At 69.4% G+C, this 12,596-nt stretch carries 12 protein-coding genes and 1 pseudogene; 5 read left to right on the forward strand and 8 right to left on the reverse strand.

Going from position 1 to position 12,596, the window contains the following annotated elements:
* On the reverse strand, nucleotides 1-92 hold a 92-nt coding region (locus ACFVH0_RS32240; RefSeq protein WP_385826131.1), incomplete at its 3' end, for an NAD-dependent epimerase/dehydratase family protein.
* A 354-nt stretch (nucleotides 93-446) separates the two neighbouring features.
* Between ACFVH0_RS32240 and ACFVH0_RS32245 the strand changes: the two genes are divergently transcribed.
* The 3 genes and pseudogenes from ACFVH0_RS32245 (at nucleotide 447) to ACFVH0_RS32255 (ending at nucleotide 2,397) form a co-directional block, all read left to right on the forward strand.
* Complete coding sequence (locus ACFVH0_RS32245) at nucleotides 447-776, forward strand: hypothetical protein (protein WP_385826023.1); 330 nt, start codon at nucleotides 447-449, stop codon at nucleotides 774-776.
* A 131-nt stretch (nucleotides 777-907) separates the two neighbouring features.
* Nucleotides 908-1,863 (forward strand): annotated as a pseudogene (locus ACFVH0_RS32250) (Na+/H+ antiporter NhaA); the annotation flags it as partial.
* Nucleotides 1,864-2,184: 321 nt separating this feature from the next.
* Nucleotides 2,185-2,397, forward strand: coding sequence for an EF-hand domain-containing protein (locus ACFVH0_RS32255; RefSeq protein WP_385826025.1), 213 nt, complete (start codon nucleotides 2,185-2,187; stop codon nucleotides 2,395-2,397).
* A gap of 321 nt (nucleotides 2,398-2,718) precedes the next feature.
* Here the strand turns inward: ACFVH0_RS32255 and ACFVH0_RS32260 are convergent, their stop codons facing one another.
* Genes ACFVH0_RS32260 through ACFVH0_RS32270 form a run of 3 tightly spaced genes read right to left on the reverse strand, consistent with a single transcriptional unit; the run spans nucleotide 2,719 to nucleotide 6,180 of the window.
* Nucleotides 2,719-3,303 (reverse strand): HAD family hydrolase, encoded by a 585-nt coding sequence (locus ACFVH0_RS32260; protein ID WP_385826027.1) that lies wholly within the window; start codon nucleotides 3,301-3,303, stop codon nucleotides 2,719-2,721.
* A gap of 28 nt (nucleotides 3,304-3,331) precedes the next feature.
* Nucleotides 3,332-4,573: a cytochrome P450 gene (locus ACFVH0_RS32265; protein ID WP_385826030.1), complete on the reverse strand. Its 1,242-nt coding sequence runs from the start codon at nucleotides 4,571-4,573 to the stop codon at nucleotides 3,332-3,334.
* A complete protein-coding gene (locus ACFVH0_RS32270) occupies nucleotides 4,570-6,180 on the reverse strand; it encodes a prenyltransferase/squalene oxidase repeat-containing protein (RefSeq protein ID WP_385826032.1) in 1,611 nt (536 codons plus the stop codon). The genes ACFVH0_RS32265 and ACFVH0_RS32270 overlap by 4 nt, the downstream gene beginning before the upstream one ends.
* A 324-nt stretch (nucleotides 6,181-6,504) precedes the next feature.
* On the opposite strand from ACFVH0_RS32270, the gene ACFVH0_RS32275 reads away from it, so the two are divergent.
* Entirely contained in the window at nucleotides 6,505-6,975 is a 471-nt protein-coding gene (locus tag ACFVH0_RS32275; protein WP_385826034.1) for a transposase, read from the forward strand.
* A gap of 180 nt (nucleotides 6,976-7,155) precedes the next feature.
* Here ACFVH0_RS32275 and ACFVH0_RS32280 read toward each other — a convergent pair whose 3' ends face one another.
* From ACFVH0_RS32280 to ACFVH0_RS32295, 4 genes are read right to left on the reverse strand one after another with little or no spacing between them, the layout of a single operon-like run.
* Complete coding sequence (locus ACFVH0_RS32280) at nucleotides 7,156-8,670, reverse strand: ABC transporter ATP-binding protein (protein ID WP_385826036.1); 1,515 nt, start codon at nucleotides 8,668-8,670, stop codon at nucleotides 7,156-7,158.
* Entirely contained in the window at nucleotides 8,667-9,518 is an 852-nt protein-coding gene (locus ACFVH0_RS32285) for an ABC transporter permease (protein WP_385826038.1), read from the reverse strand. The genes ACFVH0_RS32280 and ACFVH0_RS32285 overlap by 4 nt, the downstream gene beginning before the upstream one ends.
* Nucleotides 9,515-10,543 (reverse strand): ABC transporter permease, encoded by a 1,029-nt coding sequence (locus ACFVH0_RS32290; RefSeq protein WP_385826040.1) that lies wholly within the window; start codon nucleotides 10,541-10,543, stop codon nucleotides 9,515-9,517. The genes ACFVH0_RS32285 and ACFVH0_RS32290 overlap by 4 nt, the downstream gene beginning before the upstream one ends.
* Nucleotides 10,531-12,081 (reverse strand): ABC transporter substrate-binding protein, encoded by a 1,551-nt coding sequence (locus ACFVH0_RS32295; protein ID WP_385826042.1) that lies wholly within the window; start codon nucleotides 12,079-12,081, stop codon nucleotides 10,531-10,533. Before ACFVH0_RS32295 ends, ACFVH0_RS32290 begins: the two co-directional genes overlap by 13 nt.
* A gap of 252 nt (nucleotides 12,082-12,333) precedes the next feature.
* Between ACFVH0_RS32295 and ACFVH0_RS32300 the strand changes: the two genes are divergently transcribed.
* On the forward strand, nucleotides 12,334-12,594 hold the full coding sequence (locus ACFVH0_RS32300; RefSeq protein ID WP_385826044.1) for a hypothetical protein: 261 nt from the start codon (nucleotides 12,334-12,336) through the stop codon (nucleotides 12,592-12,594).
* Nucleotides 12,595-12,596 lie beyond the last annotated feature (2 nt).

The raw sequence follows: 12,596 nt of genomic DNA on the forward strand, positions 1-12,596 counted from the left end.
GAGTGAGGTACCGCCTCGTGCCCGGCGGCGTTCAGCTTCTTGACGACCTGCGACCCGATCAGCCCGGTACCGCCGATGACCGCGAACTTCATGACATGCCTTTCGTTGGGATTACATGCGCAATATGGCATATGGGCCGCTATACGGGTGCGGCACGAAACGGCTCGTTCATGGACGGAGAAGGGGCGTGCCAGAGACCGTCGACCGACGTGACCGCCTCGTCGAGCGGCGCCCGGCCTATGCGGGCGTCGCCCGCTGCGACGTCTTCGAACCCCACCGACAGGCCGCAGAAGAGGATGAGGTCGTCTGGGGGCGACAGGACCTCCGCGACGGTCCGGGGCTGTCTGGGACGCCGCGGGCAAGACAGCCCACGCGGATATGCGTCAAGCTGCCGCTGAGGTAAGTCCTGCTGAGGGCTGTGGAAAGGCGATTGCTTCGTCGTAGGTGTGACCGTTTTGGAGGCAGTGGAACAGCATGCCCATGAAGCGGTTGAAGAGGTTCCGCTGTGCCGCGACGTGACGGTCGCCGAGTGCTCGTCAGACATCCCGTACGTGCCGGTGCCAGGGCGCCCGGCCTTCGTCTTCCTGCCCGGGTGGGTCGGCGGCGGCACGCCTGTGACAGGCGATGCTGCAAGCACGCAGAAGCCAGGTCTGCTCGATGGTGACGTGCTGGACAGGACCGATACCGAGAGCGCCCCTCTTTCCGGGGGCTTCGCCGCACCGGCCACTGCCGTCGCGGGCTCTCGTGCTCCGGCGTTCGTGCTGGAGAGGGCGTGAGGAACGCGTCAAGCAGCGCGCCGGTGTGCCGGGAAGTCTGATCGGCGGTCAGGGGACAAGCGTCTCCCGATTTTGGCTGCTGCCCCAGGGGGTTTCATGCCGGATGTCCCGCGCGAACGCACCCCTTTTCTCTGGTTGCTGCGTGGAGCGAGCGCCGTGCGGTCAGCGAGGCGTTGCGAACCGGGACGGTCGGCGGGCTGATCCTCCTGGTCGCGGCGGTCGTGGCCCTGGTCCGGGCGAACTCTCCCTGACTGGCACGGCGCGTACGAATCGGTGCGTGAGACCGTTTCGGAGTCGGCTTCCTGGGGGCTGGACCTGTCGGTGGGGCACTGGGCCTCGGATGGTCCGCTGACAGTCTTCTTCCTGGTCGCGGGCATCGAGCTGAAGCGTGAGCTGGTCGTCGGTGAGCTGCGGAACCCCGGCGACGGCGGTATTGCCGGTGGCGGCCGCGGTCTGCGCCATGGCCGTCCCGGCCGTCCTGTACGTGGTCGTGTCTTCGGCGGGCGGCGGTTCGCTGTCGGGGTGGGCGGTGCCGATGGCCACCGATATCGCGTTCGCACTGGCCTTCCTCGCCGTCCTCAGCACCAGCCTTCCCTCGGCGCTGCGCGCGTTCCTGCTGACCCTCGCGGTGGTCGACGACCTCGGCGCGATCCTGATCACCGCCGTTTCCTTCACCAGCGGCCTCAGCCTTCTCGCACTCGCCGGCGCCGCCTGCGGCCTGGGAGGGTTCTACGTGCTGCAGCGCAAACGGGTCCGCGGCCGGTGGTGGTACATACCCCTGGGCGTGGCGATCCGGGCGCTGATGTACAACGGCGGCATCCACGCCACCGTCGCCGGCGTTGCGAAGGGGCTGATCCTGTGAGCCACGCCCGACCCCCGCACCGCTTCAGACGCCGGGCCGGAGGGGCTGTCGCCCGGGGACCGGACCACACACCTGCTGCGCCTGTTCTCCGCAGGGGTGGCCGTCCCGCTGTTCGCCCTGTTTGCCGCCGGAACGAACATCTCCCTGACCGCCATGGGCGAGGTGTTCACCCGCCCGGAGCCGCTGGGGGCCGCTGCTGGCCAGCCCCTCGGCGTAGCTCCGGGTCGTCCGGCCACAGTTCTTGCACGTTGTCCGCCACAAGGGGCGTGCCTGGTGCCCCGATGCAGTGAATTTGCCGGGGCTCCCCTGTCGGAGCGCCTGGCGTGTGGGCAGGTGTCCCCGGTGATCGTTTGTGCAGCTCGGCGGCGGCCTCGCTCTGGACCGGGCAGCTCTGTCCGGGGAAAACGAGGCTGAAGGAACCGGCACGGACGGAACGAGAGGGCCCTGGGCGGTGCCCAAGATGGGGTGCAGCGGCAGCGAGGCCGAGTAGCGGCTCCGTCGCCTGCCGAGAAGACATCCCCCGTACACGAACTGTAGGAGGAACACATGGGCAAGATGACCGAGGCCGAGGTCGAGGCTGTGTTCGCGAGCATCGATACCGACGGAAGCGGCGAGATCCGACTGCGTGAGTTGAGGGACTACGGCCTGGCCAACGACGGCACCCTCGACGGAGTGAAGCTCGCCGATTTCGTCCGAGCGGCCGACACCGATGGCGACCGGCGGATCAGCCTCACCGAGTTCAAGTCGTACTTCGCCTGACCCGCCACCCCGGTCGGCGGGCGATGCGTCTACTTTGCATCCGAGCACCAGCGGCCTTGCCCGCTGGCTGCGCGGGTTCAGGCGGGCCGGGCAGCCGTCCGCCGGAGACCTCGCCCTCAGCTCCGTAGCCTTCACCCCACCGGCGGCCCCGACCAGACCCTCGGCCTCTACGGCCTTGGGACTGGTGGGCTCGGATGTCGAGGTGCCGCGTATTCACCGGTGATGCCCCAGGACTGTCCGCCCTGCGCGGCCGGCCGCGGGCGCCGCATCGCTCCAGGTCAGCGATATCCGTCGTTTCCGCGGCGGATGTTACGCCGGCCCCTAACGCCAGGTCCGCTGTCGGATGTCGATCACGTCCATGCCCGCAGCCCTGGCCGACGTGATGCCCTCGTCGGTGTCCTCGTGGGCGAGGCATGCGTGGGGGGCGACCTTCAGGAGTCGGGCGGCGTAAAGGTAGGGGTCGGGGGCGGGTTTGGTCTGCTGGACGTCCTCGCGGGCGACGATGGTCCATGGGAGGTCGTCGAGCGCGACGACGGTGAGGCCGTGGCGCACGATGTCGCCGTAGTTGGTCGTGACCACGGCGACGGCTGCGTGCTGTGCGGCGGTACGGGCAGCGGTCGCCGCGGCGGTGATCGGCCGGATCCGGTCGGTGTGGGCGAACCAGTAGTTCCGGGCGGCTTCGACGAAGGTGTCGTCGGGGAGCTCGGCCGGCCCGAGCCCGAGCCGGCGGCGTAGCTGGGGGGCGGTGAACGCCGGGTGGGCGGCCACCCAGGTGAGGGGAACGCCGATCCCGTGGGAGGCCAGGGAGGCCTGGACCGCGTGGTGGTTGAGGTCGGTCGTGTCGGCCAGTGTCCCGTCGAAGTCGAAGGCGTAGGCGGCGTACCCGCTCTCTCGGGCGTTCCTCATGCATATCGCCTTCCGTACGGGTGCCGGCTCACGGGGTGAAGTCCACGGGCAGCTCGGCCACGCCGTATACGACCCTCCGGTCGTGGGCGGGGATGGACTCGGGGAGGGCGGTCAGGCGTAGATCGGGGAAGCGGCGCAGCATCGTGGTGAGGAGGATGCGCAGTTCGAGGCGGGCGAGTTGGTCGCCGAGGCAGTGGTGGGGGCCGTGTCCGAAGCTGAGGTGCTGGGCCGCGTTGGGGCGTTGCGGGTCCGCGTGGTCGGGGTCGGTGAAGTGGGTGGGGTCGTGGTTGGCGGCGGGCAGGTGGAGGACGACCCGGTCGCCGGTCCGGATGTGCCGGCCGGCGATGGTGAGGGGTTCGCGGGCGACGCGCAGCAGTCCGAACTGCAGCACGGTCGCGTAGCGGAGGATCTCCTCGACGGTGCCGTCGACGAGTTCGGGGTGCTCACGCAGGGTGTCCCAGAGACGGGGTGGGCGGAGCAGGGCGAGGGTGGCCAGGCCGATGGCGTTGGCGGTGGTCTCGTGTCCGGCGATGAGCATGAGCTGGCCGAGGGCGGCGATCTCGTCGTCGGTGAGGGGTGTGCCGTCGGCCTGGGCCTGGACCAGCCCGCCCAGGACGTCGTCGGTCGGTGCCGCGCGTTTTGCGTGGACCAGGCCGAGCAGGTAGGTCTTCATGGCCGCTTTGCTGGCCAGGAGCTGGTCCCGGGTGCGGTCGAGGGAGAGCAGTTCGCGGGTGAGCCTGTTGTACAGGTCGCGGTCGCTGAAGGGGATGCCGAGCAGTTCGCTGATCACCTGGGAAGGGACCGGGAGTGCGACGGTGCGGATCAGGTCGGCGGGGCGGGGGGTGGCGGCGAGTGAGGCGAGGTACTCGTCGACGATGGCCTGGATGCGCGGGGCCAGCAGGTTCATCCGGTGTGCGGTGAACTGGCCGTTCACCAGGCGGCGCAGCCGGGTGTGTTCGGGTGGGTCGCTGGTGAGCAGGTCGGACGGGCGCAGCGTGGCCATTTCCTGGGAGGAGATCAGGTTGGCGCGTACGTGGGAGTTCAGGTGCGGGCGGCGGGAGCTGAGCCGGGGGTCGGCCAGGCCGGCGCGGACGTCGTCGTAGCGGGTGACCAGCCAGCCCGGCGGCCCGTCGGGGAACGCGAGCGGCGCTACCGGCAGGTCGGTGCGCAGCCAGTGGAAGTCGGTCGGCAGGGCTAGTGGGTCGGGTCGGTGGGTGGGCAGGGGGATCGGCGCGTGGTCGGCGCCGGTCGGTGCGGGGGTGGTGGTCATGGTGGGCCCTGCCAGTTCCAGTCGCTGTTGCTGTTGCTGCAGGTGAGGGCCATCAGTGCCCAGATGTCGCCGAAGACGGGTGCGTCGAACAGCAGGGGGCGTGGGGCGACCTGGTCGGGCAGTGCGGTGAACCCGCCGTCCGGGTCCTGGCGGGAGAGCAGGTGCGCAACGCCCGCACGCACGACTTCGTCCTCGTCGACGTGCCGGCCCATGGCCGACAGGGCGAGCAGGGAGTAGCAGGTGCTGGCGATGTCGCTGGGGTCACCGGGGCGGTATCCCCAGCCGCCGTCGTTGTTCTGCGCGTTGACGAGAAACCGCGTCGCCGCGGTGGTCGCGTCGGCGACCCGGGCCTTGAGCGCGGTGCGGGCGGGCTTGGGCAGCGAGTGCAGTGCCCACATCGCCCGCCAGATCGTGTTGGCCTCGCTCAGGGTCCAGCTGCGCTCGAACGTGCCGTCGGGTTGCTGGGCGTCCAGCAGCCAGCGGGCCGCATGCTTGAGCAGGCCAGTGTGGTCGCTGCCGGCCCAGGCCAGTGCGGCGGCCGCGCCGCCGGTCATACCGACCTCCGAGGGATCGCCCTGCATGTAGGTGGGGAACCCGCCGTCCTCGCCGACGATCGCCCGCAGGTACCCGCCGGCGTGTGCCAGTGCGGCGTGGTGGCGGACGGGGCCGACGGTGGCCAGGCATGCGAGGGCGTACGCCGTGGTGTCCACGTCGCTGTGCTCCATGCTCTCGCCGAACGCCCAGCCGCCGTCAGGCTGCTGCTGTGCGATGAGGTAGTCGCACAGGCGGTTCAGCAGCGCCGGCTCGGCCTTGGCGCGGGCCAGTGCCAGTCCGGCGCACGCGGTGCTGAACACGTCCAGGTTCGAGATGCCCGGTACACCGCCGTCCGGATTCAGATACGCCAGCACCCCCGCGACACCGCGCTCAACCAGTGGGTGGCCGACGGCGAACCGCTGGACGGCCAGCAGCGCCAGCAGGTGCGCGGTGACGTGGTTCTCCCACACCGGCGCGCGGCTGGAACCCAGCAGGGCCAGCAGATGTTCCCGTTCCGGGCCGGTGACCTCCGCGGCCTTCCCCAGGCCGTGCGCGGCCAGCACCCGGACGCTGAGCATGGTCATCTCGATCCAGCTGACCGTGTTGTCCGTACCAGGGGTCATCCGGACCGGACGCAGCATCGCCGGCTCGAAGCGGACCGCATCCGCCACAGCCAGGTAGACGTCGAAGACCAGCCGCTTGCGGGCGACGGAGAAGTGATCGAAGTCGGCCAGCAGCTCGTCACCGACCACGTCGGCGCTGATCGTCCGGCCGTGCAGGACCCCCTGCGCGAGCGCCGCGTCGAACGCGGTGGCCTGCGCTTGCGGGGCGTCCAGGAACTCAAGGAGGCGCCGCAACTCCACCGGATGGCTGCCATGCCGGCGCAGCAGCACGGCCAGCAGCGCCGACTCCAGCGTCCGGCTCGCGCACGGCCGCCGCACCGCACCACCGGCGTCGACCGCGGCGCTCAGATGTGCGGTCACCCTGGCCCGCGCGGCCGCGAGCCCGGCGGGTGTTGGCCTCGGCTCGGCGTCCCCCCGAAGGCCGCCCGCGTCGATCTCGCCCGTCGTCACCCTCACGCTCCTTGTCACCCTGAGCCCGTAGGCCAGGACACTGTGCGCAATCGAGGTGCTTGTACCCTCCCTCGGCACCTTCTGATCCTCGACTCTCCTGAACAACGCGGACATAGCCACGGCCATGCGAGCGCCGGGACGAGACCTGTCCGCCCGCCTGGAGAACACCGCCTCGGTCGCCCGGCTTCTTGACGTCATCCGGAACACGATCTACAAGTACGTGCCCAAACTGAAGGGCAACCAGGTCGGGGCCCTGACCCCGGGTTCTGGACACCGGAGAGACTTGGATCTCGATGGTCCAGGAGAACGGAGTCCCTGTGGGGGATGAAGCACTACCCCGCCGAGTTCAAGGCGGACGCCGTCGCGCTGTACCGGTCGCGTCCGGCAGCGACGATCAGGTCGGTCGCCACCGACCTCGGGGTGAACACCGAGACGCTGCGGAACTGGATCAGGGCCGCCGACGGACGTCGGTCCGGTGCTCACTCCACGCCCGTGGCGGCGCCGCGGCCTGGTGGTGATGCGGTTCAGGCGGAGCTGGCGGCCGCGCGAAAGAGGATTCGCGAGCTGGAGGAGGAGCGCGCGATCTTCCAGACGAACTCAGACCATTCCGGGCCGCTGCGGCTCACCGGCGCCCTCCCATTTCAGCACCGATGGATGTTGCAGGTGTGCTCCGCGCCCGCGAAGCCTGTCAGGCAGGCTCAGGTCGGGAAACCGGGGCGGCCGCGATGGCATAGCCGATCGTGGCGGCTGCGTCGGCAACGCCCGCCAGGGACGCCTTGGCGTTCAAAGCCGTGACCGTGTCCTGAGTCAGTGGGCGGAGGGCATACACGTGGCACACCGCGTCGATGTCGACCGGGATCCCGTAGTAGTCCTCGGCGAACTCCTGGAATGCCTCCGGCGATTAGAGCTGTCGGCAGTTGTGGCAGCGGGCTTTGGTGTCTGCCGCTGTGGTGTCCGGGCAGGAATCACGGGTGATCAGGTCGGCACGTGTGCCGTGGTGGAGCCGTGTGCGGTGAGCTGTCCGGCTTCCAGGATGTGCACGGTGTCGGTGTAGGCGGCGACCAGGTGTGTCTCGTGGCTGACGAGTGTGATGGCCATGTTGTGTTCGGCCCGCAGGCGTTGCAGGAGTTCCATGATGGCGATGGCGGTGTCGGGATCGAGCGCGGAGGTGATCTCGTCGCAGAGCAGGAAGTCGGGGCTGGCGGTGAGGGCGCGGGCGACAGAGACGCGCTGGCGCTGCCCGCCGGAGAGTTCGTGAGGGTAGCGGTGGATGAAGTCGGCAGGCAGGTTGACCTGGTCGAGGAGTTCGGTGATCCGGTCTGCGGCTTGGGCCTTGGTCAGCTGGGTGTGGCGGCGCAGGGGACGGGTCAGGGCCGCGCCTATGGTGCGGGACGGGTTGAGCGCGGCGAGCGGGTTCTGCGGGACCAGCTGGATGCGCCGGTGGTGTTCGCGACGGCGCTTGCGGGCTGTATGGGCCAGCGGGCTGCCGTCAAGGACGAGGGATCCGGTGTCGGGCCGCTGTAGGCCGGCGAGGACGCGCAGCAGGGTGGTCTTGCCGGATCCGGAGGGTCCGATGATTGCGGTCGCCGAGCCAGGGGGTGCGAAGAAGTCGACCTTGTCGAGTGCAGGTTGGGCTGTGCCTCGGCTGCGGAAGGTCACGCTGACGGACCGCGCTGTGATCCCGTCCGTGGCGGTTTCCGTGGATTCTGCCTTCTGCCGCGGGCGTGGTGTGCGTTGTCGGGGAAGGCGTGGTTGTGCAGTGGTGAGCTGTACGACGTGGTCGGCGCAGGTGTCGACGAGTTGGGGGTCGTGGCAGGCCATGACGATGGCCAGGCCGCGCGAGGTGGCCAGGTGGCGCAGCAGGCCGGCGATGTCGTCGCGCAGGGCTTCGTCGAGTCCCGCGGTCGGTTCGTCGAGGAGCAGTAGTTCGGGGGTACGGGAGAGGGCGCGGGCGAGAGCGACGCGGCGCTGCTGGCCGCCGGAGATCGTGGTGGGTCTGCGGTCGGGGAATCCGCCGTCCGTGGGCAGCTTGCATTCACGCAGCAGGTCCAGCACGGCCTGCTCGTTGGCGGTTGGGGCGGTTTCTGCGACGAGATGACGGATCTTCATCCGGGGGTTGAGCGCTGAGCCGGGGTCCTGGCCGACGTAGGCGACCTGGGTGCGGCGCATGGTCTGTAGTGCCGTCGCGTCAAGGCTGGGGACGTGGTGGCCCAGGACGTTGAACGCGGTGCAGTGGGTGGTCGCTTGAGCGGGCGGGTGGCCGATCAGGGTGCGCAGCAGGGTGGTCTTGCCGGATCCGGAGGCCCCGGTCAGGGCGGTGATCTCGCCGGCCCGGACGGTCAGGCTGGTGGGCTGAAGCAGAACGGGTCCGTCGGGGATCCGGATACTGAGATCGGTCACCGTCACCACTGTCGCGGATTCGCTGTCCTTTCCGGCCGACGCAGGGGCGGGGATCTCGTTGGTGGTGGGCGGGGGCAGGGGGGTGTTCACGGGGTGGTCACCGCCTTGCGTGCGGAGTGGGGAGCGAGGGAGGTGGCGGCCAGGTTTACGCTGATGGCGAGGGCGGCGATGGCCAGGCTGGGGGCTACGACCGCCCATGGGTTGAGGAGGATGCCCGAGGAGTTCTCCCGGATCATCAAAGCCCAGTCCGCGGCAGGTGGCTGGGGGCCGATCTGCAGGAATCCGGCCATGGAGATGACGTAGACGGCTTCGACGAAGCGCAGGCCGAACAGCGCAAGGATGGTGGCGCGCAGGTTCGGCAGGAGTTCGCGGGTGGCGGTGTAGGTGAGGGATTCCCCGCTGGCGAGGGCGGCTTCGACGTACCCGGCTCCGGCGAGGGGAGCGGCTGCGCTGGTGACGACGCGGACGGCGTAAGGGGTGCCCAGGACGATGGCGGCGCTGATGACGGCCCATCGTCCGCCTCCGGGCCAGGCCAGCGCGATGATCGCGATGCCGAGGATCGGCGGGAGCAGGATGAAGACGTCGGCGGTGCGTTCCACGGCCCTCCCCACGGCCGGGTGCAGGACGGCGAAGCAGCCCGCAAGCGCGGCGAGCGCGGTGACGACGGCGGCGACCAGGAGGGCGCTGCCGATCAGGGCGGTTCCGCCGTGGAGGAGCCTGCTGAGGACGTCGCGGCCGAGCTGGTCCCCACCCAGTGGTGCTCCGTCGCCAGCGGTGGCGAAGGGAGCGGTGACCGGTTTGTCGAGGGGGTGCGCGGCAAGGAACGGGCCGGTGAGGGCGAGCAGAACCAGCAGGGCGCCTGGGACCAGACGGCGGATCACCCGTCCGCGGCCCGCGGAGCTCCTCGGGGCACGGGCTGGGGTGAGGGCGGTGCTCATGCGTGACTCCCCAGAACTCGGGCGCGGACTAGGTCGGCGGCCAGCAGAACCAGGCTGATGGCAGCACCGGCGCAGACGACGACTCCGGCGATGAGCGGGGTGTCGCGGGTGGATACGGCGCTGGCGAGCACGCTGCCGATGCCGGGGTAGTTGAAGAACGCTTCCACGACCACTGTGCCGCCCAAGAGCATGCCGGTGGAGGTGGCGAGGCCAGTGGCGATGGCCGGGACGGCGCCGGGCAGGGCGTGGCGCCAGATGACGCGGCGCACCGGCAGGCCATCCAGGTGGGCGGCCTCGACGTGCGGCGTGGCCGCCTGGTCGGCGAGAGCGCCGCGCACGACGGTGGTGTTCCATCCGGTCTGCGGGATGACCAGGGCGAGGACCGGCATGATCAGCATGGTCCACGTGGCCGGCCTGCCATCGGCCCCGGCCACGGTCACCGCGGGAAGCCAGCCGGTCCACAGGGAGAGCAACATCAGCAGGCCGACGGAGACGACGAATTCGGGTATGGCGAATGCCGAGGTAGAGGCATGGCCGATGACCCGGTCGGTGAGCTTGCCGGGGCGGGCGGCGGCCCAACACCCCAGGGCCAGAGACGCCGCCGCTGTCAGGACGAAGGCAAGGGCCGCGAGCAGCAGCGTGTTGGGAAACGGGTCGGCCAGCATCTGCGTGACCTTCTCGCCTCGGGCGCTGATACCGAGGTCTCCGGTGAACAGCCCCGTCATCCAGTCCCAGAAGCGTTCCCACACCGGTCGGTCAAGCCCCAGCAGGTGGCGGCGGGCCGCGATGTCGGCGGCGCTCTCGCCGCGTTCGGAAGTCGCGGTGGCGGCGTCTCCGGGAAGCAGCTCGACGGCGGTGAACACCAGGGCGAGCAGGACGACCAGCATGAGGACCCGCCGCCCCACGGCTGCGGCCAGGCGGCCGAGGAGCGGAATCGGCAGCGGGCGGCGTCGCGCGGTGGCCTCCCCTGTGCCGGCAGGATCGGCCACCGCGCTGTACTTGGGCGTGTGGCTCAACTCAGCCACACGTTCTCCAGCTGGACGCGGCCGTAGCCGGGCAGCTTCGGCAGGTCCTGGACCTTCGCAGCGGCCAGGTCGACACCGTCGGCCATGCCCCACAGCAGGTAGCCGGAGCGGTCGTACTCGATCTGCTGCAGTTCGTGCAGGGCCTTGGCCCGCGCCTGTTCGTCCGTGGTGCCGATGGCCTTGCGGTAGGTGGCGTCGAACTCCTTGTCGTCGAAGCCCGATTCGTTCTGACCGGCACCGCTGAGCAGGGTCTTGGACGCGAAGAACAACACCGAGTCGTTGGTGCCCCAGTAGTTCGTGTAGAGGTCGCCCTTGAGCCAGGTCTTCTCGTAGAACGTTCCCGACTCCTGCTTGACCACCTTGATCTTGATGCCGGCCTCACGCGCCTGCGAAGCGAACAGAGTCGCGGAGTCGGCGATGCCGGAGACGTCTTCGGTGGTGTACAGCTCGTAGGTCTTGGACAGGTCGAACTTGGCCTCGGTGAGGAGCCGCTTGGCCTTGGCCAGGTCGCGCTTGCGCTGCGGGATGTCCTTGGCGTAGTCGGGATCGCCGGTTCCCATGATGTCGTTGGCGACGTTTCCGTATCCGGAGAGGGCCTGCTTGACCATTGCCTCGCGGTCCACGACCAGGCGCATGGCTTCCCGCACCCGCGGGTCGGCGAACGGTCCGTCAGCGGTACGCATGACGATGGGCATCGACATGTCGTCGGGGCGGCGGACGACCTGGAGGTCCTTGCGGGACTCCGCGGTGCGTGCGGCGACCGGACCGGCGTTGGAGGCGACGTCGATCTGCCCGGCGAACAGGGCGTTGGCCATGGCCTGCGGCGTCTCGAACATGGTCACCTCGATCGCGTCGAGGTAGACGGTGCCGCCGTACCATTTGTCGTTGCGCACCAGACGGGCGTTGCCGTTGCGATACCAGTCCAGCTTGAACGGGCCGGTTCCGGGCGCCTTCGCCACCGCCTTGTCCGGCGTGTCCTTCTTCATGATGAACGTGGCAAATCGCGTCATGAGAGGGAAGTCGGCGTTGGCATACTCGGAGACGACCGCCACCGTGTCGGTGCCCTCGGCCGTGATGCTGTCGGCGTTCTTCACTCCGGGCAGGCGGGCTGCGCCCGCCGGCGTATTGCGCAGTCGGCGCAGTGACCAGGCCACGTCGTCGGCGGTGACCGGAGTGCCGTCATGGAAGGCGGCGTCCTTGGCCACCTTGAAGTGCCACGTCTTCAGGTCTGCCGAAGGCTCCCACGAGGCCAGCCGGGGCACGGTGTTGGAATCGGCGCCCGGGACAGCGAGTGTGTCGAAGGTGAGCGCGAGGATCAGGTAGTCGCTCTCATTGGCCTGCGTGCCATGCGGGTCGCGGGTGATGGCGCCGGCCCGGCCGAGCGCGCCGATGCGCAGGGTGCCGCCTTCTCGGGGCTTGCCGCCCTTGCCGGAGGAGCCGGTCGCGGTGTTACCGCTGCCCGAGGAGCACGCCGCCAGCAGCGCGGCCGTTCCTATCGCCCCGCCGGCCAACAACACCTGACGCCTGTTGATGTCCACGTACGTCCTCGCCCATGTTCCGCAACCGAAAGATTCCTTAGGTTTGCCTATCCTAACGATGATAATTCCCGTAGGGGAGGGCAGGGTGGCTCGCGCGCGAGATCGTGCACTCATTTCATCGGTCGATCCCACCTGGACGGGTTTCATTCCGGAAGCCGTACAACCCACAGAGGTGAGCCAATTAGCCCTGCATGAAAGCCAGTTAGCAATCGCCGCCCGCTGTACACCGGCGACATCACCTGTCATCCCCGCATGGAACGGACCTCCTCGAAAAGAGCACGGCGGCTGCACCTGTCCAGCAGCGACTCCGCCGACAGCGTGATCCACGAGGTGCTGCCCCGCCTGCCATCGCTACCACCTGGGACGGCTATGGTCGCCCTGATCAATGACGGCGGGGAGCAGCACATGGACACCGTGTTCAACGACGAACGGATGCAGGTCCGCAGCCTCCTCGATCCCGATACGCAACGGGAAATCGACGAACTTCTCACCAAGCTCCGCAGGAACCGGTAACC

Source organism: Streptomyces sp. NPDC127117, from assembly GCF_042677325.1.
GTDB lineage: Bacteria > Actinomycetota > Actinomycetes > Streptomycetales > Streptomycetaceae > Streptomyces.